At 42.8% G+C, this 24,869-nt stretch carries 21 protein-coding genes; 10 read left to right on the forward strand and 11 right to left on the reverse strand.

Going from position 1 to position 24,869, the window contains the following annotated elements; translation table 11 throughout:
* The first annotated feature begins 10 nt into the window (after positions 1 to 10).
* Positions 11 to 805 carry a S1/P1 nuclease gene (locus BM739_RS07660; RefSeq protein WP_076539271.1) on the forward strand — a complete coding sequence of 265 codons (795 nt, stop codon included), beginning with the start codon at positions 11 to 13 and terminating at the stop codon, positions 803 to 805.
* Positions 806 to 978: 173 nt separating this feature from the next.
* Here the strand turns inward: BM739_RS07660 and BM739_RS07665 are convergent, their stop codons facing one another.
* The 4 genes from BM739_RS07665 to zntR all read right to left on the reverse strand — a co-directional run bounded on the left by BM739_RS07665 (position 979) and on the right by zntR (position 7,457).
* Positions 979 to 2,961 carry a cytochrome c3 family protein gene (locus BM739_RS07665; RefSeq protein ID WP_076539272.1) on the reverse strand — a complete coding sequence of 661 codons (1,983 nt, stop codon included), beginning with the start codon at positions 2,959 to 2,961 and terminating at the stop codon, positions 979 to 981.
* A 531-nt stretch (positions 2,962 to 3,492) separates the two neighbouring features.
* Entirely contained in the window at positions 3,493 to 5,292 is a 1,800-nt protein-coding gene (locus BM739_RS07670; protein ID WP_076539273.1) for a cytochrome c3 family protein, read from the reverse strand.
* A gap of 329 nt (positions 5,293 to 5,621) precedes the next feature.
* On the reverse strand, positions 5,622 to 6,986 hold the full coding sequence (locus BM739_RS07675; protein WP_076539274.1) for an SO_0444 family Cu/Zn efflux transporter: 1,365 nt from the start codon (positions 6,984 to 6,986) through the stop codon (positions 5,622 to 5,624).
* A 9-nt stretch (positions 6,987 to 6,995) separates the two neighbouring features.
* Positions 6,996 to 7,457, reverse strand: a complete 462-nt coding sequence (gene zntR, locus BM739_RS07680) for a Zn(2+)-responsive transcriptional regulator (RefSeq protein WP_076539439.1) — start codon at positions 7,455 to 7,457, stop codon at positions 6,996 to 6,998.
* 333 nt (positions 7,458 to 7,790) lie between these two features.
* Here zntR and purH point away from each other — a divergent pair, with 333 nt between their 5' ends.
* Positions 7,791 to 9,380, forward strand: coding sequence for a bifunctional phosphoribosylaminoimidazolecarboxamide formyltransferase/IMP cyclohydrolase (gene purH / locus BM739_RS07685; RefSeq protein WP_076539275.1), 1,590 nt, complete (start codon positions 7,791 to 7,793; stop codon positions 9,378 to 9,380).
* 188 nt (positions 9,381 to 9,568) lie between these two features.
* Complete coding sequence (purD, locus tag BM739_RS07690) at positions 9,569 to 10,870, forward strand: phosphoribosylamine--glycine ligase (RefSeq protein WP_076539276.1); 1,302 nt, start codon at positions 9,569 to 9,571, stop codon at positions 10,868 to 10,870.
* A gap of 119 nt (positions 10,871 to 10,989) precedes the next feature.
* On the opposite strand, the gene BM739_RS07695 is transcribed toward purD, so the two are convergent.
* Together BM739_RS07695 and BM739_RS07700 are read right to left on the reverse strand one after the other, a co-directional pair.
* Complete coding sequence (locus BM739_RS07695) at positions 10,990 to 11,997, reverse strand: DUF2955 domain-containing protein (protein WP_076539277.1); 1,008 nt, start codon at positions 11,995 to 11,997, stop codon at positions 10,990 to 10,992.
* Positions 11,987 to 13,051: an HlyD family secretion protein gene (locus BM739_RS07700; protein ID WP_076539278.1), complete on the reverse strand. Its 1,065-nt coding sequence runs from the start codon at positions 13,049 to 13,051 to the stop codon at positions 11,987 to 11,989. The genes BM739_RS07695 and BM739_RS07700 overlap by 11 nt, the downstream gene beginning before the upstream one ends.
* Before the next feature lie 449 nt (positions 13,052 to 13,500).
* Between BM739_RS07700 and nhaC the strand changes: the two genes are divergently transcribed.
* Positions 13,501 to 14,982: a Na+/H+ antiporter NhaC gene (gene nhaC / locus BM739_RS07705; RefSeq protein ID WP_076539279.1), complete on the forward strand. Its 1,482-nt coding sequence runs from the start codon at positions 13,501 to 13,503 to the stop codon at positions 14,980 to 14,982.
* A 40-nt stretch (positions 14,983 to 15,022) separates the two neighbouring features.
* On the opposite strand, the gene BM739_RS07710 is transcribed toward nhaC, so the two are convergent.
* From BM739_RS07710 to BM739_RS07715, 3 genes are read right to left on the reverse strand one after another with little or no spacing between them, the layout of a single operon-like run.
* A complete protein-coding gene (locus BM739_RS07710) occupies positions 15,023 to 16,402 on the reverse strand; it encodes an FAD-binding oxidoreductase (protein ID WP_076539282.1) in 1,380 nt (459 codons plus the stop codon).
* A gap of 4 nt (positions 16,403 to 16,406) precedes the next feature.
* The gene (locus tag BM739_RS20225) at positions 16,407 to 16,565 is read right to left on the reverse strand and encodes a hypothetical protein (RefSeq protein ID WP_175609501.1); all 159 of its coding nucleotides are present in this window, start codon (positions 16,563 to 16,565) and stop codon (positions 16,407 to 16,409) included.
* A 12-nt stretch (positions 16,566 to 16,577) separates the two neighbouring features.
* Positions 16,578 to 17,165: a GNAT family N-acetyltransferase gene (locus tag BM739_RS07715; RefSeq protein ID WP_076539285.1), complete on the reverse strand. Its 588-nt coding sequence runs from the start codon at positions 17,163 to 17,165 to the stop codon at positions 16,578 to 16,580.
* Between the two features lie 236 nt (positions 17,166 to 17,401).
* Here BM739_RS07715 and BM739_RS07720 point away from each other — a divergent pair, with 236 nt between their 5' ends.
* The 5 genes from BM739_RS07720 to BM739_RS07740 all read left to right on the forward strand — a co-directional run bounded on the left by BM739_RS07720 (position 17,402) and on the right by BM739_RS07740 (position 22,028).
* Positions 17,402 to 18,052, forward strand: a complete 651-nt coding sequence (locus BM739_RS07720; protein ID WP_254843502.1) for a spondin domain-containing protein — start codon at positions 17,402 to 17,404, stop codon at positions 18,050 to 18,052.
* A gap of 11 nt (positions 18,053 to 18,063) precedes the next feature.
* Positions 18,064 to 18,801 carry a spondin domain-containing protein gene (locus BM739_RS07725; RefSeq protein WP_254843495.1) on the forward strand — a complete coding sequence of 246 codons (738 nt, stop codon included), beginning with the start codon at positions 18,064 to 18,066 and terminating at the stop codon, positions 18,799 to 18,801.
* Positions 18,802 to 18,897: 96 nt separating this feature from the next.
* Complete coding sequence (locus BM739_RS07730) at positions 18,898 to 19,626, forward strand: response regulator transcription factor (RefSeq protein WP_076539290.1); 729 nt, start codon at positions 18,898 to 18,900, stop codon at positions 19,624 to 19,626.
* 49 nt (positions 19,627 to 19,675) lie between these two features.
* On the forward strand, positions 19,676 to 21,136 hold the full coding sequence (locus tag BM739_RS07735) for a HAMP domain-containing sensor histidine kinase (RefSeq protein ID WP_076539293.1): 1,461 nt from the start codon (positions 19,676 to 19,678) through the stop codon (positions 21,134 to 21,136).
* Positions 21,137 to 21,317: 181 nt separating this feature from the next.
* Positions 21,318 to 22,028: a DUF6445 family protein gene (locus BM739_RS07740; protein WP_076539296.1), complete on the forward strand. Its 711-nt coding sequence runs from the start codon at positions 21,318 to 21,320 to the stop codon at positions 22,026 to 22,028.
* Between the two features lie 281 nt (positions 22,029 to 22,309).
* On the opposite strand, the gene BM739_RS07745 is transcribed toward BM739_RS07740, so the two are convergent.
* Both BM739_RS07745 and hemE read right to left on the reverse strand, forming a co-directional pair.
* Positions 22,310 to 22,519 (reverse strand): hypothetical protein, encoded by a 210-nt coding sequence (locus tag BM739_RS07745; RefSeq protein WP_076539298.1) that lies wholly within the window; start codon positions 22,517 to 22,519, stop codon positions 22,310 to 22,312.
* A gap of 310 nt (positions 22,520 to 22,829) precedes the next feature.
* Positions 22,830 to 23,894 carry a uroporphyrinogen decarboxylase gene (hemE, locus tag BM739_RS07750; protein ID WP_076539301.1) on the reverse strand — a complete coding sequence of 355 codons (1,065 nt, stop codon included), beginning with the start codon at positions 23,892 to 23,894 and terminating at the stop codon, positions 22,830 to 22,832.
* Positions 23,895 to 24,362: 468 nt separating this feature from the next.
* Here hemE and BM739_RS07755 point away from each other — a divergent pair, with 468 nt between their 5' ends.
* The gene (locus BM739_RS07755) at positions 24,363 to 24,839 is read left to right on the forward strand and encodes an Rsd/AlgQ family anti-sigma factor (protein ID WP_076539304.1); all 477 of its coding nucleotides are present in this window, start codon (positions 24,363 to 24,365) and stop codon (positions 24,837 to 24,839) included.
* Positions 24,840 to 24,869 lie beyond the last annotated feature (30 nt).

The following is a 24,869-nucleotide window of genomic DNA, read 5'->3' on the forward strand; positions in this document are numbered from 1 at the left end:
AATAATAATAATGAAACCTGCTGTATTGTTAATGAGTGCCACACTGGCTTTATCTGCTTTTGCCAGCCAGCAAGCACAAGCATTTGGCCAATTAGGTCACCGCATTATTGGTGAAATTGCCCAAAATAATTTATCTGAAACCGCTCAAAAGCAAATTAATCAACTTACCAAAGGTGAGTCACTGGCCCAGATGTCGACTTGGGCAGATGAGATCCGTTCAGACCCCAATTGGTATCACTCATCGCCTTGGCATTATGTGTCAATTGACGATGGTAAAACTTGGGATAGCGTCACCAGAAACCCAGATGGCGATATAATTGAACGTCTTGAAAAGTATGAACAAGTTCTGAAAGACTCTAGCTCTTCAGAGCAAGATAAATGGCAGGCATTGGCTTTTTATGTGCATTTCGTGGGCGATATTCATCAGCCATTACATGTCGGCCACAGTCATGATCGCGGCGGTAATTCAGTAAAATTGAAGTGGTTTGGCGACGACACTAATTTGCATTCAGTGTGGGATAGCAAGCTGATTGAGCATCAAAAGTTAAGCTATACCGAATACACTCAATTTATTAGTCGTATTTCAGCAAAAGATATCAGCGACTGGCAAGGTCAAAACTATTATGTGTGGGCGAATGAATCTAAAGCCTTGCGTGATGCAGCGTATGAGTTAGAAAAAAATCGTGATGATCAGCCTGATTTACGATTCCAATATATTTTTGATCACACCCCAACTGTGGAGCTAAGAATGCAGCAAGCAGGTATTCGTTTAGCGGAAAAGTTGAATATTATTTTCAGTAAGTAATATTTAAGCGGTCTTTTAACTGACTTATTAACTTCATTAAATTGCACTAATTTTGCAACACAAACGTAAAAAAGAGCCACTATTAAATAGTGGCTCTTTTGTTTCTAACATCTCAATATTAAGTCATTGTTATCAACATAACCTTGCAGGGCTATTATGCCGATAAAGAATGATTAACGTTCGAAGTTATGGAACTTCTCGATACCGAATGTTTTACCAGTATCATGACAAGTTGCACAAGATTCTGCTGATTTAGTCTCATACCAAAGTGGATCAACTAGTGCGTCAATTTCGCCGCCATTTTGTTCCATGTGGTTTTTAGCTGAATCATCGTTGTGACACGCAAAACAGTTTGCCATGATTGGGCTAGCCATTTTACCGCGTGCTCCATCATGTAATGAACGAGCAAGTAAGTACTGGTTTGGAATATCAGCTAGGCTAACACCATCAGCATGACAAGACACACAGTTATCAGCATTAAGCTTCGTTGCTGAGTTAGCATCTTCGCCACCTATATCACTACCAACGCCCCAATGCATGCTATGAACCATTGGACCAAAGCCTGGAGCTGAGTTGCCAGAACTACGGTTTTGACCGTTGTTATGACAAGCGACACAATCTAGACCGCCTTCTTGATAGCTACCATTTTTGTGGAAGTTGGTTTCACTGTTATGACAAGTTGTACAGCTATCTACAGTGACTGCATGACGGCGATTAAACTCACCTTCTGTAGCAAATGTAGGCGCTGTTGTTGTTAGGTCAATGTCGTAGTAGTCAGTTGAAACAACTTCAGAGTAAGTTGTTATAGATACACCTTCGTAACCACCGTCATCTAGACCCATACCAAATGTAGTACGAGTACTTGCCATGAAGTTACCTGACTTAAAGTCTGTTGTATCAGAACCTTCAAACTCAAGCAGTTCAGGGAAACATATTGAACGAGTCCCTGACTCTCTTTCTACATAAGTCTCAGTACCTCGACCAATTGCACGGCCAGTGATAGTTTTGTTTGCACTATCGTAACCATGGATATATGCACCAGCATAAGTCAAAGTATTACCATACAAATCGCCAATATTTAGCTGAACATCAGTTTCACCCGATATGTCAAATAAGCTTAAATCAGTACAAACACCACCTGTTTGAGTGTAAACAACATCACTTTCAGTCCATTCTAATTCAACATCAGCATCCCAGTAGATCGGACTGGTTTCTGTTCTGTGCATAGCACGAACATCTTGACGCTCAGCAATTTGAATTTTATCTGATTGAACATGGAATTCGCGAGCATCGAATCCATCAGCGAATACCGCAGCCATAGCCTCGCTACCCGTTGTGTGACAATCACTACAACCATTACCCTCAAGGCTTGTGTTCATCACAGGTTCAGCATGACAGGTATAACAGTTAGTTGGGGTGAAATCTTTTTCAAATTTTTGGTGATTTATATGACCAATTTTTTGGAATGTATTAGTCGCATACCCGCCGTTTTCTTCAGCACGAGATACGTTGTTATGACACACCATACAACCGGCAACTAAATCTGCTTCACCATCAACATTGATTGCTGCATAGCTAGGGTGCTTAAGGTGAGATGCTGCATAGTCTACGTGACAAGACTGACACGTTTCAGTCGTTGCAGTGTGAACCATATCAGCTTTAGCAACAACCATTGGTTGTGAACGTGCAATTTGAGTAGAACTATCACCGCCAACACGTAACCACAAGATACCTTCAGAGGCCGTAGTTGCAGCAGGAATAGGCGCGATAAACTCGTAATGACCATCACCAAGAGAATTTAATACTGCACCTTCTTTCGTTGTATCAGTGTAGCCACCGATAGCACCGTCACGGTTCATTATCACGCCGCGTTCCGTTTTTTCAGCAAATTTAGCTTCTGCTTTGGCTAAACCATTAACTAAAACACCATCTTCATTTGTTACTTCAAATTCATAGCGAATTTGACCTTCATCAAATGAATGATCAATCATAGTAACATTGGTTACTTCACTGACTTCTGTTACTGGTGGATTAGGACCTGGACCTGGTTCACCTGGTGCGCCATCTTGTCCGTCTTTTCCATCATCAGCACAACCTGCAATCCCCATTGCTGCTGCAATAACGAAGGCTAATTTACGTTTTGTTAAGTGTTTCATCATCACTCCTAGTAGTTTTTACTACTTTTTAGGTATAAACCGATCTTAAATATAATCTTTTATATAAAATCGAAGAGTGACAACCGTCACACACAATAACGCAACAAATTTGAAAAGAACTCTTTATATCAATAATTTGATCCAGATCTTAATAAACAATTACTTATATAATAGCCACCTTATTTAACAATCGATTATGTAGTTATTTTAATTAACATTTAAATCAAATTGTATCGCTACATGCCCTTTAATTGCTATCACAAATGTAAAAGTACTGATTGTTTTCTTTCAATATAACGACCCAATTCGACTATTTAGCTTATATAAATAGCGATTTAAGATGATTTTTCGGCTAAGCCCTCTATAAATGGCAATAGCTCGCTAACTCAGCAAATTTACTCATTATTCAAATACTATTTTTTGCCCATAAAAAAGCCGCTATATCCATAGCGGCTTTAACAAGCATGTCTGTTTTAGGAACTCTCTCCTAGCAGGGATAAAAATTCCTAACAATCATAAATACTTTCAGTATTAACGTTCGAATTTATGGAACTTCTCGATACCGAATGACTTACCTTCAGCGTGACAAGTTGCACAAGATTCTTTAGTTGGTGCTAAGAACCATTCATCGCCACCAAACTCGGCTTCAGGCTTATTGATTTCACCACCATTATTTTCCATGTGGCTACGGGCAATTTCTGTTGTATGACAACCGGCACAATTAGCAGTAATTTGGCTCGTATAAACACCAGATACGTTGTTGTTCATTGATTTAGATGGCATAAACTGAGCTGGCACTTCATATAGATCAATGACACCGTCATGACAAGCTACGCAACCACTATCAGGTAATTTACCTGCAGAGTTTGCATCTTCAGTACCCGCACCACTTCCATTACCCCAGTGCATACTGTGGATCATTGGACCAAAACCTGGGCCAGAATAAGCACTTTTGCGATCTTTACCAGCGTAGTGACATGATAGACAACTTGCGCCACCATCAGCAAAACCAGCCGTTCTGTGGTACTCACCAGCTACGTTATGACAAGTAGTACAGCTTTCTTGTGTCACGTTTAGACGACGGCCCTTTTCAGATAGTGCCGCCAGAATGACTTTATCATCTTCATTCGTTTGGAATGTCGTTCTAGCTAGCATTGATAAAGCTTCACCTTCAGGTGCAACATATTCTAAACAGTACTCACGGCTACCGTCTTCATTATCAATAACTGACGTTGTACCAGAAACAGTATCAACAACGTTGCTGATTAACCGTTGGTATGTGATAGTGACAGAAATATCACCAGCAGATTCCATTTCAGCAGTGTTTAGCAGAGTTTCAACTTCATCTTCAGTGTTGAAAAGTGAGTAAGTTGAACAAGAAGATAAGCCGTCTTCAGTTGCAACAACTTCAGACATTACTGAGTAATGCACTTCATTCACTTCAACTTGTGTAGGGAATTTAGTGTGTAAACGACGGAAGTCAGTTCCTGCAGCGAATGCATTCATGTCTACATATTCATTCATGCCAGCAGCTTCATGGCAATCAACACAAGTCGTTTCTGAATAAGTCATTGTCACAGGTTCTGCGTGACAGGTGTAACAGTTACTACCTTCGAAACCTTTTTCGAAGTTCATGTGATTGATGTGACCAATCTTTTGCATGGTGTTAGTAGCATATCCGCCATCATCTTTAGTCACGTTTCCATGACACGTCATACAGCCGCCAAGGAAGTCAGCTTCGCCATCTGTGTTGATCGCAGTATAGTGAGGATGCTTAGTACCAAACTCAGCGTAATCTACGTGGCACTCATAACATGCTGCAGTACTAGTTGTGTGAATCCCTGCAGTCTTATCAACAACAATGTAGCTAGACTTAGCAATGTTTTCACCGCCACCGACAGCTAAACGAATAATACCTTCAGAAGCTGCATTGATATTTTCAATCGGCGCAACGAACTCGTACTGTCCGTCAGCAATCTCAGTTAAACTTGCACTTTCAGTTGCTTCACTTGCGTTACCACCGTAAACACCGTCACGGCTGCGGGCAATACCTTTATCGGTCAATTCTGCAAACTCAACACTTGCTTTTTCAAGACCTGAAATTAACACACCTTCTTCATCGGTAATTTCAAAATCAAATTTAACCATACCTTCTTCTAAAGTGTGGCTAAATATTTCAACATTAGTGATTGTTGAAGATTCTACAACTGGTGGATTTGGTCCTGGACCTGGTTCGCCAGGTGCGCCATCTTTCCCATCGTCAGCACAACCAGCAATCCCCATTGCAGCTGCGATAACGAATGCTAATTTGCGTTTCGTTAAATGTTTCATCATCACTCCGATTGTTAGTACCACTTAATGGGTACGGAGCGCATACTAAGTAGATACCATGCAGGAATGAGTGATTAAGCTCACGAATAAACAGTAACTTAACAATAACGATATTATTTAAAGTGAAAGTTTGAACCCGATCTTATTAAGCGTTTACTTATACTAACAATTCAAACCTGAACGCTAACTTAGAAGATAAAAAACAACAAACAAAGTTGCAGCATGTATCAGTAGTTTAGATAAGCCTACTATTGATAACCAAATGACTTAGAAGCATAAAAAAGACCCTATAAGGGCCTTTATGGTTGTATAAGTGAGCAATCATAAGCTTATGAACAACAATCTCTTTTGGTGTTCATTTTAGGTAACTTATCCCACATGACTTTGGCCATTAAAATTGCTAACACAATACCTGAACTTACGACTAACCACTGGGGTAATAGTTCATGATGCTCACCAATTTGCGGCATCACTACAAAGCCAAATTCAGCCACAAGGTAGTTCACCAATACGCCCGCAACTAATGCGACACCTAATACGCCACCTAAGTAGCCAAACAAGGCGCGCTTTCCTAGCTCTTTAGTCACCACCCCTAATGTGGCGATATTAGTCGCAGGCCCTGCCATCATGAATACTAATACCGCACCCGGTGATACCCCTGCTAATAATAAGCCTGCCGCAATCGGTGTTGATGCGGTGGCGCAGATATACATAGGCACTGAAATTAACACCATGACTAGCATAGCGAGAATGCCATCGCCCCACTTAGCCAAAAAGTCTGTCGGCACATAAGTTTGCACTAATGCAGCAAAGAATAATCCGACTAATAACCACAACGTCGTATCTCGCACTAAATCGGTTGCGGCATACTTAAGTCCAGTGAAGATACGAGACAGAATAGTTTCTTGTTTAAGCTCTGTCGCCATGTCCTGAGTTGATGCACAGCAGCTTTCTTCACTGGCAGCAGACGTTGTCTCACTTGAACAACATCCACTTTTATCTTCTTTAGTAGCCTCTGACTTGCTTGAACAGCAACGTGTAGCTTCTTCCTTTACCGCTTCAGATTTACTGGCACAGCAACTCGACGTCTCAGCCTTAACAGGCTCAGCTTTACTTGAGCAACAAGCACTAACCTTAACTGCAGGTAATTCCGATATAGGTTTGGCAACAGCGGCACTCATTGGCTGCATCATTGATGCACTAGCAGCAGGCTTCATGGTCATCACTGTTTTAGTTGCGCTATTAGTTTCTATATGAGCAGAAACATCATTTTTAGCGCCACTGACGACTTTGCCATCGTCATCATCACGACCGACTAATAAACCCGCCACAATGGCACTGGTGATCGCCGCTATCGGACGCACAATGGCCATAAAAGGCCCTAACAACACATAAGATACCGTAACCGAATCAACCCCAGTTTCAGGCGTTGACACTAAAAATGAAGTGGTAGCAGCTTTTGATGCGCCAGAGCGACGTAAACCTACTGCGGCAGGAATAACCCCGCATGAGCATAAAGGTAATGGTGCACCAATCACGGCTGCTTTAACCACGGTTTTTAACCCATGGCCGCCAAGCTGCTTTTGCATCCACGCCATAGGCACAAACACTTTCAACAACCCCGCCAACACTAAGCCTAATAATAGCCACGGAGCGGATTCTAAAAATAACTCTAAAAAATTGCTTAATAACATAATGTGCTCCTAACCTTGAGGCTGCTTTGCTGTATGAGGATGCTGTTCAGCTTTTGGATTTAGTTCTTTATCTGTTGACTCTAATGCTTCTAAAATCGAGCAATGTTCAGCGCTTTCAGGGCCGCCACAACAGGCATCAGATAACTTGCCCAATGAGTTAGCAAAATAGGCAAGCTCTGCCATCTTGTCTTGTACTTGCTTAAGCTTTGAGTCCACCAGCCCTTTTACATCGGCACAAGCCCAGTTGGATTTATCTAACTCAATGGATAACAACTCGGCAATGTCATTCAAACTAAAGCCCACCGCTTTGGCGCGAATAATAAACCCTAACTTGGCAGTGTCGTCGTCATTATAAAGTCGATAGCCCGAATCAGAGCGACTAGAAGGCGCTAATAAACCATGCTTTTCATAAAACCGCAGGGTATCCGCTTTAACATTAAACAGCGCCGCGACTTCACCTATTCGATACATAAATTCACCATTGGTAGGATAAATATTCTGATGCAATACCCAGATAATCATTACGAGTATAAGTATTACTATAAACCTTAGAGTTAAATCCAAGGTCAAGGCTTTTATAGAATAAAATTTTGTGAGTGACTTTGTTCTTATTTCAATATTGTGAAATCGCGCAGAAAAAACACCCTATATGGTGCTTTTGCGATAAAATGCGCGCGCCCTGTATATAGGCAGCAACCCCCTAACAAGTAAAAACATTAAGGGAATTTTGCAAAGCAGAGCCATGTCGATGTCTGCTCTGTTTTGCCAAACTTCCTTAAAATAAATAGTGGACACTGTACCTACATGAATACTGTCAGACCTATTCGTCGCGCACTGCTAAGTGTATCTGATAAAACTGGAATGCTTGAGTTTGCTAAAGCACTTCACGAGCAAGGCGTAGAACTACTTTCTACTGGCGGCACTGCCAAACTTCTTGCTGACAATAATATTCCTGTCACTGAAGTATCTGACTATACTGGTCACCCTGAAATCATGGACGGTCGCGTTAAAACCTTGCATCCAAAAGTGCACGGCGGCATCTTAGCCCGTCGCGGTATTGATGAAGTGGTAATGGAGCAAAACGCCATTAAACCAATCGATTTAGTTGCGGTTAACCTTTATCCATTTGCATCAACTGTTGCCCAAGAGGGTTGCACCCTAGCTGACGCGGTTGAAAACATCGATATCGGTGGCCCAACCATGGTGCGCTCTACTGCTAAAAACCATAAAGACACCACTATTGTTGTTAACGCAAGTGACTACGATCGCGTGATTGCAGAGATGCAAGCCAACAACGGCAGCACAACCTTAGCTACACGTTTTGATTTAGCCATTGCCGCCTTCGAACACACCGCCGCTTACGACGGTATGATTGCAAACTACTTCGGCACTATGGTTCCTGCGCACAGTAAAGATGAATGTCATGACGATTCTTCATTCCCACGTACCTTCAACACTCAGTTAGTGAAAAAACAAGATTTACGCTATGGCGAAAACAGCCATCAAAAAGCGGCTTTCTATGTTGATAGCCACATTGATGAAGCGTCTGTTGCCAGCGCAATTCAATTGCAAGGTAAAGCACTGTCATACAACAACATCGCTGATACTGATTCGGCACTTGAGTGTGTGAAAGAGTTTGAAGGCCCAGCTTGTGTCATCGTTAAACACGCTAACCCTTGTGGCGTAGCATTAGGCGACAGCTTATTAGAAGCATACGACCGTGCATTTAAAACTGACCCAACCTCTGCATTTGGCGGCATTATCGCTTTCAACCAAGAGCTAGATGCTGAAACAGCTAAAGCCATTGTTGATCGTCAATTTGTTGAAGTCATCATTGCCCCTAAAGTTAGTGCAGCAGCACGCGACATCGTCGCAGCTAAAGCCAATGTACGTTTATTAGAGTGCGGCGAGTGGAACACTAAAACCACCACCCAAGACTACAAGCGTGTGAATGGCGGTTTATTAGTTCAAGACCGCGACCAAGGCATGGTTGATGTCGCAGACGTTAAAGTGGTTTCAAAAGTGCAACCAACCGCCGAGCAGCTAACTGACTTAATGTTCTGCTGGAAAGTGGCTAAGTTCGTTAAATCTAACGCGATTGTTTACGCTAAAGATGGCATGACAATCGGTGTCGGCGCAGGCCAAATGAGCCGCGTTTACTCAGCAAAAGTTGCAGGCATTAAAGCGGCAGACGAAGGTTTGGTTGTTGAAGGGTCAGTAATGGCATCAGATGCCTTCTTCCCATTCCGTGACGGTATCGATGCTGCAGCTGCTACTGGTATCAGCTGTATCATTCAGCCAGGCGGCTCAATCCGTGATGAAGAAATCATCGCAGCGGCTGATGAACACGGTATTGCGATGGTGTTTACCGGCATGCGTCACTTCCGTCACTAATCAGATTTCACGCCACTTATTTTCTAAATTTAAGTGGCGTTTTTGACTTTAGTTTTTAACATATTAGAGCCAGCCATTGTTTCAAGTTCAATGAAAGCACGCGGAGCTTATAAGTATAAGTGAGCATACTTGAAGCAGAAATTGAGACCATAGTTGAAACCATGGCACAGCTATAAGAGGATTAAAAAATGCAGGTACTTGTAATTGGCGGCGGCGGACGCGAACATGCTCTAGCTTGGAAAGCAGCACAATCACCACAAGTTGAAAAAGTTTTTGTCGCACCCGGTAACGCTGGTACGTCTTTAGAGCCAAAACTAGAAAACGTGGCAATTAATGTTGAAGCCATTTCAGAGTTAGTAAAATTTGCTCAAGATAACGCTATCGCAATTACCATTGTTGGCCCTGAAGTGCCATTAGCATTAGGTGTAGTCGATGCCTTTAATGAAGCCGGTCTGCCTATCTTTGGCCCAACTCAAGGCGCAGCGCAACTTGAGTCTTCAAAAGCCTTCACCAAAGACTTTTTAGCCCGTCATAATATTCCAACTGCAGCTTACTCAAACTTCACTGAAATTGAGCCAGCTAAAGCGTATAGCGCAGAGCTAACAGCAACCACAGGTTTCCCTGTGGTGATTAAAGCAGACGGTTTAGCCGCAGGTAAAGGCGTGATTATCGCCGCCGACCAAGCTGAAGCAGACGCAGCAATTGAAGACATGTTAGCAGGTAACAAGTTTGGCGATGCAGGTTCTCGGGTTGTTATCGAAGAATTCTTAACTGGCGAAGAAGCAAGCTTCATCGTCATGGTCGATGGCAAGAACATACTTGCTATGGCCACCAGCCAAGACCATAAAGCACGTGATAACGGCGACTACGGCCCTAACACTGGCGGCATGGGTGCATACTCACCAGCACCAGTAGTGACACAAGCTGTTCACGATTGGACTATCGCTAATGTTATCCGTCCAACCGTTGATGGTATGGCGGCTGAAGGCAATGTTTACACCGGCTTCTTATACGCTGGCTTAATGATTTCACCAGATGGCAGTGCAAAAGTACTTGAGTACAACTGCCGCTTTGGTGACCCAGAAACACAGCCGATAATGATGCGTTTAAAATCTGATATCGTTGAACTTTGTTTAGCTGCCACCCGTGGTGAGTTAGATAAAGTGACCGCTGAATTTGATTCACGCGCAGCCGTTGGCGTGGTACTCGCTGCAGGCGGTTACCCTGATGCTTACCGTAAAGCGGATGTGATTGAAGGTTTATCATTAGGTGATAACAACGCCAAAGTATTCCACGCTGGCACGGCAATGAAAGACGGCCATGTAGTCACAAGTGGCGGCCGTGTACTGTGCGCTACGGCCTTAGGTAATACAGTGACTGAAGCACAAGCAAGTGCTTATAAACTGGTTGATGCTATCCATTGGGATGATGTCTACTTCCGTACTGATATTGCCTACCGCGCGATTGCCCGTGAGCAAGGTAAAAGTTAATTTTTAGCCTAAACCTGAATTAAAAATCCCTGTGATGGCAACTAATGCCAAAAGTCACAGGGATTTTTTGTTTTAGCGTTCAAAATTCAATTCCATTAACGTATTAAGAGCTGATTAAGCTATTTATCTTCTTTTACTAAAGGCACCGCCGAGTGCTTGCTTAAATTCAAAATCAGTACCCCAACCAGAATGGCGATAACAATGGAGATTAAACGGGTAAATTCAGACGACAGTGAATCAGTCGCTTGGTGCTTAATGATTTGATACGTTAGTACGATAAAATTAGTAAACAATAACTGGTAAATACTAAAGCGGCATTGTCGACGAATGCCAAAGCAAGCTAACTGCAGCCCGCAAAATAACGTCACCCCAATTAACATCCAAGTTGAAACCCCAAAGGCAAACAGTAGCATTACAGGTAAGGTAAATAAGATGCCAGTGGCGGTGGTGACAATTTTATTCTGGCTATAAATACGATGATCATTCGCAATAGGAATTTTAATCAAACTGCCAATGGTGATGGCAATCAGCATGGTTTGCGTACTGCCAATACTGATAAGTACCAGCAGCGTAATACACATGGCGGTGGCTTTAAACATGATAAGCCCAATGTTAGTTTGCGCCCCCTCTTTAACGGTTTCATCCATTAAAATATCTTGCTCATCACCGGGGAATAATAAAAAACTCATGTAGGTGATAACGATTGCAATTAGAAAGGCTTTGAACATCAGCCAAGGTAACACGTCCACTGGCGCGCCCATTTGGAAGTTCATCACTGTCATGATAATCACCACCATCAAGGCTAAGGTGGCAACCATATCTTTAGGATCGTGATGACTGCGGTAAAAGCAACAATAAAATAATCCCCAGCAAAATAGCGCATAACCTGTGGGAGTGTCTTTTAACACCCCAGCCAGAAACACCAATATAAAGCTAAGAAAGAATAATATGATAAGCAGTTTAAGTAACATACTCATAGGCGGTTTTGATGGCATGATGGTTAAAAATATCACCACAAACATCGGCGCTAAAATGGGCATGGCCGCCCCAGAGTACTGTAAATAAAACAGCAAAAAGACCGGAAAAAATACCAGCCTGATTATCGGATTCACCGCATTACGAAACATAGGTCCACACGCTCACCACTCGGATCCAAATTTTAGCTAACCATTCGCCAAAACGGCTTTGCTCAGTAAAAAAGGCCACCGTGGCTTGGGAGCCATAACGAATATTTTGCGGTATATCATCGTTTTCAAAAACGATGTTAACCGGGTAACGCTGGGCATTTAACGAAGTGGTATCTGCGGTTAAAAAACCTGTTGCTTGGTCAATATTATTACTGCCACCCGTGCCCCAACCTATGCTATCGACTTTGCCATTCAACACCCGACCTGGCAGTGCATCGAGCACAATTTCAACTCGTTGCCCCTCACGAATATGCTCTAGGGAGTTTTCTCTAACCAGTGCAGAAATCCAAATGCCGCGAGGGTCGATAAAGGTCAGCATCGGCGAACCCACTGTGGCTTTTTGCCCTAGGGTAAGTTGTAAATTGGTCACGACACCTTGTGAAGGCGCAATCACTTCGGTGCGCTGTAAGTCTAGCTGCGCTTGCTCAAGGTTGGCCATGGCCGCCAATAACTGCGGGTTATTTTCACCCTGTGGGCCTAAATTTTGTTTGGCTTGTACTAATGAGGCTTCTGCGGCGTTATAACTGGCTTGGGTTCGATCTCGAGACTCAATTGCATTGTCTAAATCAGATTGGCTTAATACCCCCTGCGCTGCTAACTCGGTGATCCTTACCGCTTGCTCTTTGGCGTTATTGCGAGCTGCTAACGCATCAATCACATTCGCTTGAGCAACTTCAACTGCTGCAGTATTGGCGCCAATACTTTGCCCTGTGATAGCAAGGTTAGCTTGGGCTGACTGTAAGGCAATTTGATAGTTGCGTGGGTCGATTTTAAACAGCACCTCACCCGCTTCTACCACTTGGTTATTTTTGACATTAACATCAACGATATTACCAGCCACTTGGCTGGCAACTCTCACCAAATACGAATGGACTCTCGCATCGCCTGTCATAGGGGTGACTCTATCGGCCCATAGGCTATACAACCACACAAACAGGATCACGCCGATAATATAAAAACTTAACTTACGAGATGATTTTTCCGCTGCGGACATGGCATTAACTCTCTTACTGATGATGAAATAGTGCTGAAACTGAGCGCTAAGCTCTCAATAATACAGTCTAGGATATAAGTGAAAATATACATACAAGTATTTGTAAGAGTGATAAAAATTTATTCAAACAAAGACTATTTATTCAAACAAAGGCTAAGGTTTCGATAAGAAGCACATTATAAATATTACATAGTTATTCACTTTTATTAGCCTAAGCGAATAGCTATCTTACTCAGTTAACTTAATAGTCACAATCGCCTCATCAGCTCCAAAAAACCACATTTTTATCACTGCTGGTCATTGCCATAAAACATCGACTTACCCCTTAGACCTATGGCAGGATGTCAGCCTGTCACAAGTTAATAACAAATAATACTAACAGCGCAACAGCCAGCATAAATATAAAAAATCTCATCACACCTAAAAAAAATAATAATAGAGATCACTCAATGTCTGATAAGCAAAAGCTAAACAAACACAAACAGCCCAGTTTGCTCGATGCCCTTGCACCCGTCTTTGCCCTCATAGCAATGCTAGGCACTGCGGTTTACCTTTTTTCTTCCGATAGCTCATCTGGTGCCAACCAAATCGCGCTGATCCTCGCGGCCTGTATCGCCATTTTAATTGGCTATAAAAATGGTTATAGCTGGAATGAAATGGAGCGCGGCATCATTAAAAGTATTGGGGTGGCCACTGGGGCATTGTTAATTCTATTTACCGTGGGCTCGCTGATTGGCACTTGGATTTTGGCCGGCACGGTGCCGACCATGATTTATTACGGCATGCAGATTTTGCACCCTCAATATTTTTATGCTGCTAGCTGTATTTTATGTGCCGTAGTCGCGATAAGTATTGGTAGCTCTTGGACTGTGGCAGGCACCCTAGGTATTGCCTTAATTGGTATTGCATCGGCAATGGGATTAGATATTAACATCACCGCAGGGGCAATTATTAGTGGCGCCTACTTTGGCGATAAAATGTCACCACTGTCAGATACCACTAACCTTGCCCCCGCGGTAGCAGGCTCAGATATTTTTAGCCATATTAAATACATGACTTGGACAACCGTACCTAGCATCCTTATCGCCTTACTGGTGTTTACTGTTTTAGGCTTATCGGCCGATGCATCCAGCTTTAACTCTGAACTTGGTAGTTCGCTTGCCCTGCTTGAACAAACCTATCAGCCGGGTTTGCATTTGCTGATCCCATTATTGGTGGTGCTATTTTTTGCTAACAAAAAGATGCCAGCTTTTCCAACAGTCATTTTAGGGACGATTGCTGGGGCTATTTGTGCGGCGATGTTCCAATTTGATAATGTGGTCAGCTACGTTAATGATGACAATTTAGTGCCGATAGTCGCGCTCATTAAAGGTATTTGGATTGCCATGTTTGATGGTTATGTGGCCACCACAGGTGATGCGGTTTTAGACAACTTATTGAGTCGCGGCGGCATGAGCAGCATGGTCACCACGGTTTGGTTAATCCTCTGCGCGATGACATTTGGCGGCGTGATGGAAGTAACCGGATCATTATCACGCTTACTAGAAAGTATTTTAAGTTTAGTGACGGGGACTAGCAGCTTAATTATCACTACTTTGGGAGTTTGTATTGGCGCTAATATTATTACAGCCGATCAATATATTGCCATCGTACTGCCCGGTAGAATGCTGAAAATTGAATATCAAAAACGCAAACTGGCGCCGGTTAACCTTAGCCGTACCCTAGAAGACTCTGCCACGGTAACCAGCCCACTCATTCCATGGAACACCTGCGGCGCTTTCATGGCCAGTACCTTAGGCGTAGCCACTATTGCCTATTTGCCCTATGCGATTTTTAACTTAGTGTGCCCATTTATCAGCGCATCTTATGCGTATTTTAATATCAAAATCCAGCCATTAGATGAATCGCAAATGCTTACTGAAGAAGTATAGAGTCAAATACTGTGTATTGGTTTTTAGCGCCAACAGCGAGCTAGCCAAAGCGATCTTTTAGCCAGCCATAATGATAATAACCCCATTGCCCTATTCGCCTTGCTTTAGCAAAGGGCATACGGGGTAATGGGTTTTGATAAAGTGGTAAATTAGCAATCTCAGTTGGTGTATCACCGGCAATACTTTGTGCTAATCGATAGGCCGCTTGTGCACTAAAAGACACCCCCGCGCCGCAATAACCTAAGCTGTAACCTACGCCGTTTTTCTCAACTACATGGGGCATATCATCCATGGATGCCGCTATCCAACCGGTCCAGTTATAGGCCACTTTTTTGCTTGCCAGTGCCGGAAAGCATTTATCCATCGCCAGCTTAAGGCGCTGAGCATAAATCGGCTCGGCTGCATCTTTCCCCCATACCGCGCCGCGGCCACCAAACAATAATCGATTGTCAGGCAGTAACCTGAAGTAATACTTTAAAATGCGGGTATCCATGGTCACTTGATGGCTAAATAGACCAGCTGCTTGCAGCTCATCAGCGCTAAGTGGCTCGGTGACTATGATATTACTGAGTATCGGTAAAAACTTTTCATCAATGCGCTGATTAAACTGTTTAGGCGTATAGCCGTTGGCTGCAACAATGACTTTTTTGGCGCTTAATTCGCCCTGCTCGGTGAGCAGCCGATGCTGACCATTTTCTTCTATCCAGTCCAGCACGCATGAGCTTTCACAGATGCTGATACCCTGTCGCTCAACCATAGATTTATAACCCAGTAATAGCTTTAACGGATTTAGGCCAAAGCCATCGCTTAACCGCAGTGCGCCAAAGGCTTGGTGATGATTTAAATAATCTCGGCGAAAGTCTGCAGCGCTAATAAACTGCGCATGCTGGGCTAAATCAGTAGGCTTGTCACGCTCAGGTGGCTGGATTAAATGTTGTTGAATAAAGTCACTGGCCGCTTTAAGTTGCTGCAGCGCTTTCGGGTTATGGGCAACTTTTAAATAGCCCTTCTCTTGAGGCTCACAATCAATGCCATGTTGATAAATAAGTGATTCAACTCGCGTGACGGCTTGGCTAAACTCGCCATAAATGGCTTTGGTGGTGGCTAAATCCCAGCGCTTCGCCATCGCTGCATAGCCCAATCTACCCGAGCCTTTTAAAACAAAACCCGCATTACGGGCGCTGGCGCCAAAACCCACTTGGTTGGCCTCTAATACCTGACAATCAATATTAAATTCGTGGGCTAAATAATAGGCAGTTAACAGGCCGGTATAGCCGCCACCAATAATGGCGACGTCAGTTTGCTGCTTGCCCATTAAGGGATCTTGTTTTGCTGGCAAAGCCTGAGTGCTAGCCCAATAGCTATTGGCCAGTGGTTGAGATTGGGGGCTAGAATTAATAAGTGGGTCATAAGTAGGCATTAATTTACCCTAAAGCAGCTAACACTTTATCCCATTTAATAATGATCAAGGCCAGCAGCACTAAGCCTAATGGTATATAAATCATTAATTGAATACATTGCAAATAAGCCACTTTCTTTTTTAAAGCCAGGCATTCTAAATCAAGCTTCTGAGTTTCACTCACTGACTTTCTCCGTTAAAAAACCACCACCATTTCACAGGCGGTACAATGACAATCGTCACCGCAGATCACACAAAGATAGTCACTACCATCTTGCTGTTGATTCCAGCGATTGGGGTGTTGCTTTATTAATTGCCCACCCGCTTGAGTAAAGTAGCCCACAGCTGAATTGTTCGGGCTTTGTTTCCATAAGTGACTCACCCCAGCACTGGCGCCTTGTTGCTTAACAGCCGCAATAGATGCTTGCAGTAATTTAGAACCAATCCCCTGACCGCGATACGCTTCTGCTACTGTATTACATTTGAAATAACACATGTTTTCAGCAGTAACAGGCCACTTTTCAGGGTTACACCATTGATCAATGGGCCACTGATCTGGGGCATAAGTTAATCTAAATCCAATGATCTGATCCGGTGTTATTGGCGGTGACAAATGGGCAGATTCAGCATCCATAACCGCAACAAAATGGGCATTAATATTATTTTTTATGCCTAATTGATAAATATGCTCTAGGGATTCAAAGTCTAAATAACCTGCCCCATGCACTCGATTCCCAAGTGCAATAACCTGTTGAAAATCATCAGGTGTTAAGCTTCTAATCATGATATTTACCGATATGAATTATGACTTTCTTGCCCCCAAGATAGCACAACAAATCCCCCCAAATAAACGATGTTAATCTTTCGTGATAATTTGGCGATAACCTAGTGAGATCCCTTTGCCAGAATAGATAGCAATTCAACAAAAGGAACTCTGTTATGAAATCATCTGCACTCACACTTAAGCCAATCAAAACCAGTTTACTCACCTGTGGGCTAATCGCCGCTGGCCTGTTCAGTATGTCAGCCACTGCTGCTGAAGTTGAAATCAGTGTTGTTAACCTAACCCACGGTAATCACTTCACTCCATTGTTTATCGCCGCCCATGATGTTGACAGTCACCTATTCCAAGTAGGCGAAATGGCAACACCTGCATTACAAAAAATGGCCGAGGGCGGTGATATAGCTGATTTAGGTGCCGCGGTTATGGGCGCAGGTGGCGTGACTGTTACCAACCCTGCCATGGGGTTATTAGCCCCCGGCGCGCATGTCAGTGAGGTCATGCTTGATTCAATGGAAATGACGCATCTCTCTATCGTAGCAATGGTACTACCAACCAATGATGCCTTTATCGGCTTAGATGGCTGGGAGATCCCCACTGAAGCAGGTACTTATACCGTGTATGTAAACGCATATGATGCGGGTACTGAAGCCAATGATGAAATGATTAATGGCGGCGGTATGTCTGGCGTTGCAGGGATCCCCGCAGCACCTGGTGGCGACGGAGGTATGAATGGTACTGGTGTTATGGATGGGGCGACAAATACGTATGTCCACACTCATCCGGGAGTGCTGGGTGATACCGATCCAGCCGGCGGCTCCAGTGACTTAGACAGCCGTATCCATCGCTGGTTAAACCCTGTGGCGAAAGTTGTTGTTACCGTTAAATAAGGGGCCATGTGATGAAATATTCAATGAATAAGATAACTAAATACCGCTTAAGCGCGGCAGCTATTATTACTGTGCTGGGCTTAAGTGGCTGTTCAGACAATAACAACTCGCCGTCTCCTGAGCCGACTCCAACCCCAACGCCCGATACGCTAATGCAAACCTATAGCATCACAGTGACAAACTTAACGGCTAATCAACCCATGTCACCGATTGCAATTGCCGCTCATAGCAGTGATGTGATGCTGTGGCAAGCAGGCGAAACGGCCAATATCGCCCTTGAAAAAATAGCTGAAGGCGGTGATGCCAGTGATGTTGCAGCTATTGAAGGGATAGGCGTAACCGCCAGTGGCGCTGGTATATTAATGCCAGGCATGTCAGAAACCATCACAATTACTTTAGATGAAGCTGATATTGCAAACCTCAGCGTAGCAACCATGCTGGTAAACACCAACGATGCCTTTACTGGGCTAAACAGCTACGACATTTCGATGCTAGCAGTCGATGCTATGGTTAATATGAAAGGCATGGTTTATGACGCTGGCACCGAAGCCAACTCAGAAGAAAAAGGCACTATGCCCGGCCCTGCTGATGGCGGTGAAGGCTTTAACGCAGCCCGTGATGATGTTGATTTTGTCCATATTCATCCTGGCGTGCTCACCATGTATGACGGTTTAATGGACTCAGTCCTAACGCCATCACACCGCTTTGATAATCCGGCTATTGCCATTTCAATCAGCCGCACACAATAGCAATCATCAGCCTTTATGATTAAAAACCAAACAAGCTGAAAGTTTATCCGCCCATCTCAGGTCTGCTGGATAAGGACCTGAAATGGGAAATTCTGGATGAATGATTCTAATAAGCACCATCAGCACCAAATCAAGCCACATATTTTGTTGGTTGAAGATGAGCAAGATTTGGCAAGGCTCATCATACTTAATCTAACCGCGCTAAATTATGAGGTGTTTCATGCCACCACATTAAGCCAAGCACTTAACATCATTGAATCTAGTGTCATAGATTTGATTTTGATGGACCGCATGCTACCTGATGGCGATGGCATTATGTTGTGCCAGCAACTTCGTGAAGCTGACAACTCGGTTGCGGTAATGATGCTGACCGCCAAAGATTCTGAAGCCGATATTGTATTAGGCCTTGAAGCTGGTGCTGATGATTATTTAGTCAAACCCTTTAGTGTGCTGGAGCTACGCGCGCGAGTAAAAGCCATGCTTAGGCGCAGCAAAACTCAACAAGTGAGCTCTGAGCAACTGCAATTTAATGGCGTTACCATTAACGCAGCAACCCGTGAGGTCATTACCAATGACTGCCCGCTGGAATTAACCGCTAGAGAATTTGATCTGTTGTTGTTTATGGCTAAGCATCCACTGCAAGTATTTAGCCGAATGCAATTATTAGAGGCGGTATGGGGTTACAACTATGACGGTTATGAGCATACGGTTAACAGTCACATTAATCGCTTACGCAATAAACTCGCCCACAGTCCTGGGCATCCAGAATTAGTCAAAACCGTTTGGGGCGTAGGCTATAAGTTCTCTCCACCATCAGCAGCTTAGCTGATATCCGTTTTAAGCATGTTATTTTTAAAGTGTATATGGGTCTCTAATGAACCGCTTATTTAACCGACTATTCTTATCAGCCACTTTAATGGTGCTGCTACTTTTTGTTGCCCTGTGGCAATGGTTACAACTCAACCATGAGTTTAGCCGTAATCAAATTCAGCAATCATTACACTTACAACTTGCTGAACATATGGCGCATATTAATCCGTTATTGTCACAAGGGATCACCTCAGATGCAGCGCTAAAAGAAGCATTTCACGACTTTATGTTACTGGGCCCAAGTTTTGAAATTTATACCTTAGATCCACAAGGGCGAGTTGTTGCCTTTGATGCCAAACAAGAGAAAATCAAAACCACTCGAGTAAATTTAGCCAAGATAAAGCAATTTATTGCAGGTCGAGACTTGCCAATTTTGGGCACAGATCCTCGCTCAAAAAAAACAGAAAAAATCTTTTCAGTCAGCCCGCTCATCACTACTGACGGGCTGCACAGTGGATACTTATATGTCATCATCGGCGGCGAAGACTATGATAGCTGGCAAGCGCTGATTAACTCAGAAAATCAGCCCAAACTTTGGGGCGCAACCATTGGTTTTTGGATTATTTTTGCACTGATGTTATTTGTGCTATTGCTGGGCTTTTTTACCCGACCAATTAAAAAGTTAGCGAGCGATCTCAATCAACTAACCAATGCCCCATTAACCGACACTATGGCTTTGCCGAATCGCTACAATGGCAGTGACGAAATACGCGTTCTCAGCGACAATATTAATCATTTATTGCATAAAATCAGCCAACAACATCAGCAAGTCAAACGCCAACAACAAGCAAAACATGACTTCTTACTGCATTTGTCCCATGACTTAAAAACCCCACTCACCTCTTTGCTGGGCTATATCGATACTTGGTTACTGTCACCGCCTGAAGCGCGCCAAGCTGAGTTTATTGAATATGCGGCAAATTCAGGACAAAACTTGCAGCAGTTACTGGCACAATTACTGGAGTTAGCCGCCCTTGAAAATGGCCAAATATCAGCGCAATTAAGCCAAATAAATTTAGCCGAAATAGTGCAAGATCTTGAACAAACCTTCGCCCCAAGAGCCAACAAACTCGGGATCACCTTAGACTTTGAAGTCACAGAGGGCTTTGATATCTATACCGATCCCCAATTGATGCGCCGCATACTCAATAACTTAGTTGATAACGCGCTGAGATATACCCCAAAAGGCGGTATGATTACCGTATTTACTGAAACTGTAAATGGTCAGCGCTGGTTGGCGGTAAAAGATACTGGGGCGGGCATGCATCAACATGAAGTAGACGCATTAAAGCAACTATCGCTAAAGCAGTTATCATTTGAGCCCAATCAAGCATTGCCACAATTAGGCGTCGGCTTAGCCATTGTGCGCCAATTGCTTGGACTCCTAAAGTGCCGTATTAATGTTGACAGTGAACCAGGCACTGGGAGTTGCTTTCATATCGAACTACAAAGCTGTCATCATTAATTCGCTTTAGCATTAGTTGCATTAACACTCTCACTTATGTGCAACTAATTCTTCTCAATAAAATAGCTAAGCCTTCCTACCCATAATTGGTAAATATTGATAACATCAATTTAGCTAATGAGATGTTAAATAAGAACAAAGAATAATAACAATACTGAGTTAATTGGAAGGTATATACAACATGCACCAGAAGTATTCAGATGATTTAACCCTGCCCGAAATTCCCTTTGATTCACCAAGACTTCCTTATGAGAAGCCTGAACAAAATGTAAATTACTGGATAGTTGATGATTTTTTTCCTGAAAAGCAAGCAATTGATATAGCAAACCGATGCTTCATGAAAAGTAAGTGGAAACTTGGTAAACCTTACACCAATGAACTATGGCCAGGGATGCGTTCAAAAAATGCATTAAAGAAAAAAGAGCTCGAACTGGTAGAAAATTGGATAAAACAAGCTATTGGAAAAGATAAAATTTGGGTAGCCGAGTCAAAGGATGTTGTCGTTGATACTAATACCGCTATTTTAGTCGGAAGCGAAGAAGGCGCAGCAAGGCCACATGTCGATAATCGTCTGCTTTGTCGCTTTGGCGCAGTACTTTTTTTAAGCCGTGAGCCTAAACCACATTCAGGAACTTCTTTTTACCGCCTAAAATATTCAAATGATGCAGCTGGCGGAAACTTAGTTGAAAAGCCTTACCATAATTTAGTTGATGCGTTGAATACTCAAAGTTTGCCGCCCAGTGCGTGGTATGAAGATGAAAGTATAGAAAATAAATTCAACCGCTTAATTTTATTCAAAGGCAATATGGTTCATAGTGCTAGTAGCTATTTTGGCAAAGAAAAAAGAGAAAAACGCCTCGCGGTAACCTTCTTTTATATGGCTGAAGACTAATTTGAAAATATATTTTTTGAGAATGGTTTATTTCGAATAGAGGAAAAGTGGCTTCCACTATTATTCGCTTTAGTGACACGACAAGCCTCTTAGCCACCCAATTGAACTTACTCTATCAGCTGATTAAAATCGTTCTGCTAGATTGAAGCAATTGTGAGCCCGTATAAAACATGCTAATAAAATAAAGCACTGACCGTATCCACGCTCAGTGCTCTATAAATTCAGACACTCTATCTACTAAATATAAACAGTAAGCTTATCGAATAGCATCTGCTATCTGCTTAGATAGATTGGTAAACTTTTTTAATTTTGTGGAAGAAAAGACTCACAAAACCAGCTGCTAAGCTGCCCCACATTAATAATACTGCCGCAACGGTCACAAATTGCCCCATATAATAATCGGCATTAGCAACATAAATGTAATGGGTACCTGGTAGTAGCGCAGCAAATACAGCAAAGAACATTAAAGCAACAATAATTTGAATTTTCATAATTAACTCTTTTTGGCAAAGGCTACTAGTTTTTGCCTCTGTTTCATTATGAAACAAAGCTAGTTAGCTAAATAATACTTAATTCTCAGAATGACCATAAAGTATCAAATAAACCCCACTAAGAGTTTTGTTAAGATCACAATTTAGAATATTCGATTGTCACTTTGTGATGGGGCGCACTTATTATCATTACAACCATAATATATAAAATATGCTAAAGCTTAGTGGTTGAAAACGAATTAAAAAAAAGACGAGCATTGCTCGTCTTTTTTTGTGCACATCATTAGGATGCGTGCGGCGTCATTATCAATTACTTATGATATTTCGCTGATAACTCGTGTACAGAGTTAATAAATGAGCCAGCATGTTCTGGGTTAACATGTTGATGGATACCATGGCCCAAGTTGAATACATGGCCAGTACCTTCACCGTAAGAAGATAAGATTTGATCCACTTCTTGATGAATACGCTCAGGTGAAGCGTAAAGTACAGATGGGTCCATGTTGCCTTGTAGTGCCACTTTATGACCAACACGGCGACGTGCATCACCGATATCAACAGTCCAATCTAAACCTAGTGCGTCACAGCCAGTTTCAGCCATAGACTCTAACCATAATCCGCCACCTTTAGTGAACAAGGTAACAGGAACTTGGCGACCGTCAGCATGGCGAGTTAGGCCATCAACGATTTTTTGCATGTAACGTAATGAGAACTCACGGTAAGCGTGGTGAGATAACGCACCGCCCCATGAATCAAAGATCATTAACGACTGAGCACCGTTAGCAACTTGTGCATTTAGGTACAAGGTAACTGAATCAGCTAACTTATCTAAAAGCATGTGCAATGCTGCTGGCTCTTCGTAAGCCATCTTCTTGATTTTTTCGAATGTTTTGCTTGAACCGCCTTCAACCATATAAGTAGCTAGCGTCCAAGGAGAACCAGCGAAACCGATTAAAGGGACTTCACCTTTTAGCTCGCGACGAATGGTGCTTACAGCACGCATCACGTAACCAAGTTCATCTTCTGGATCTGGAATGCAAAGCTTTTTAATCGAGTCAACGGTATCAGCTCGACGTTCAAAACGTGGACCTTCACCAGTTTCAAAATATAAGCCTAAGCCCATTGCATCTGGAATGGTTAGAATGTCTGAAAATAAAATAGCTGCATCTAAATCATAACGACGTAATGGCTGTAAAGTCACTTCACAAGCCAAGTCTTGGTCTTTACAAAGCGACATGAAATCACCGGCTTGAGCACGGGTTGCTTTGTATTCTGGAAGGTAACGACCAGCTTGACGCATCATCCACACTGGCGTTCTGTCAACAGGCTGTTTTAGTAAAGCGCGTAAATAACGATCATTCTTTAATTCTGCCATTGGGCTTGATTCCTAAACATATATTGATATCCGCTGAACCGTAGTTTAACGACTTAAGGTATTAATGTAACCAGTTCTGCTAAATTTATGTGAGCTGCCCCCCTTAGTAGTATCAAAATTGCTAATGTAATCGTTAATATGCTCACAAAAAGGGTATTTTTTGACTAGGTGTAACGCTAACTTGATAAAAAAGTTGCACCTGCGCTACACCTTTGATATAAAAAGTCTGCGCTAGCAAGAACAATCAAGAAGCACGATAAATCGAGCCCTTAAAAATCTATTTGCCCAGCGGTAGCATGCTACCGCTGGGCATTTTTCTTTAGATTACAACAACAAAGAATATTTCCTTTGTGACTCAGCCCATTCCTCTGGTCGATCCATTGCTTCTTTTGCAGAAAAGAGTTGATTAATCACTACTTTCTCTCATACATTAAGTGTTATGTATTGGTTGCTAAATTGAGAATGATAATGCTGACAAAACTAGAAAAAGCCGAACAAAAATGGGGTGGCTCTAATAAGCTTGTTGATCAATGGCTGCAGCACCGCAGAGCATTACTGATCCAATACTTCAAAATTGCCGGCCTTGCCCCATATTCAGTCCCAGCAAAAAGCTTACCTGAACTGGATACCGTTAAGCAGTTTTGCGCTCAATTAGTTGATTATGTCTCTGAAGGTCATTTTGAGGTCTACGATCAATTGGTTAATGAGTGTGAAAAGTCAGGTGAACAAAGTAAAGCCCGCGCACAACTGTTATTACCACAAATCAGTGAGTCAACTGATGCCGCATTAGACTTCAATGACAAATATACTGAAGCAGATAACGATTCTATGTTGCTAGAATTAGATAGCGATCTGTCTAATTTAGCTCAAGCAATGGAAGCGCGCTTTGCTTTGGAAGATGAGTTACTCGAGCAACTTCTTCAGCATCATTCAAAAGTCAGCTAGTTTGCCTTATTACTTATTACTTATTACTTA

This window comes from Shewanella sp. UCD-KL21 (genome assembly GCF_001957135.1).
In the GTDB taxonomy this organism is placed as follows: domain Bacteria; phylum Pseudomonadota; class Gammaproteobacteria; order Enterobacterales; family Shewanellaceae; genus Shewanella.

Bases quoted from the DNA above. Each gene is read 5' to 3' on its own strand.
- BM739_RS07660 (WP_076539271.1), top strand. From the start codon at position 11: ATGAAACCTGCTGTATTGTTAATGAGTGCCACACTGGCTTTATCTGCT.
- BM739_RS07665 (WP_076539272.1), bottom strand. From the start codon at position 2,961: ATGAAACACTTAACAAAACGTAAATTAGCCTTCGTTATTGCAGCAGCA.
- BM739_RS07670 (WP_076539273.1), bottom strand. From the start codon at position 5,292: ATGAAACATTTAACGAAACGCAAATTAGCATTCGTTATCGCAGCTGCA.
- BM739_RS07675 (WP_076539274.1), bottom strand. From the start codon at position 6,986: ATGTTATTAAGCAATTTTTTAGAGTTATTTTTAGAATCCGCTCCGTGG.
- zntR (WP_076539439.1), bottom strand. From the start codon at position 7,457: ATGTATCGAATAGGTGAAGTCGCGGCGCTGTTTAATGTTAAAGCGGAT.
- purH (WP_076539275.1), top strand. From the start codon at position 7,791: ATGAATACTGTCAGACCTATTCGTCGCGCACTGCTAAGTGTATCTGAT.
- purD (WP_076539276.1), top strand. From the start codon at position 9,569: ATGCAGGTACTTGTAATTGGCGGCGGCGGACGCGAACATGCTCTAGCT.
- BM739_RS07695 (WP_076539277.1), bottom strand. From the start codon at position 11,997: ATGTTTCGTAATGCGGTGAATCCGATAATCAGGCTGGTATTTTTTCCG.
- BM739_RS07700 (WP_076539278.1), bottom strand. From the start codon at position 13,051: ATGTCCGCAGCGGAAAAATCATCTCGTAAGTTAAGTTTTTATATTATC.
- nhaC (WP_076539279.1), top strand. From the start codon at position 13,501: ATGTCTGATAAGCAAAAGCTAAACAAACACAAACAGCCCAGTTTGCTC.
- BM739_RS07710 (WP_076539282.1), bottom strand. From the start codon at position 16,402: ATGCCTACTTATGACCCACTTATTAATTCTAGCCCCCAATCTCAACCA.
- BM739_RS07715 (WP_076539285.1), bottom strand. From the start codon at position 17,165: ATGATTAGAAGCTTAACACCTGATGATTTTCAACAGGTTATTGCACTT.
- BM739_RS07720 (WP_254843502.1), top strand. From the start codon at position 17,402: ATGTCAGCCACTGCTGCTGAAGTTGAAATCAGTGTTGTTAACCTAACC.
- BM739_RS07725 (WP_254843495.1), top strand. From the start codon at position 18,064: ATGAAATATTCAATGAATAAGATAACTAAATACCGCTTAAGCGCGGCA.
- BM739_RS07730 (WP_076539290.1), top strand. From the start codon at position 18,898: ATGAATGATTCTAATAAGCACCATCAGCACCAAATCAAGCCACATATT.
- BM739_RS07735 (WP_076539293.1), top strand. From the start codon at position 19,676: ATGAACCGCTTATTTAACCGACTATTCTTATCAGCCACTTTAATGGTG.
- BM739_RS07740 (WP_076539296.1), top strand. From the start codon at position 21,318: ATGCACCAGAAGTATTCAGATGATTTAACCCTGCCCGAAATTCCCTTT.
- BM739_RS07745 (WP_076539298.1), bottom strand. From the start codon at position 22,519: ATGAAAATTCAAATTATTGTTGCTTTAATGTTCTTTGCTGTATTTGCT.
- hemE (WP_076539301.1), bottom strand. From the start codon at position 23,894: ATGGCAGAATTAAAGAATGATCGTTATTTACGCGCTTTACTAAAACAG.
- BM739_RS07755 (WP_076539304.1), top strand. From the start codon at position 24,363: ATGCTGACAAAACTAGAAAAAGCCGAACAAAAATGGGGTGGCTCTAAT.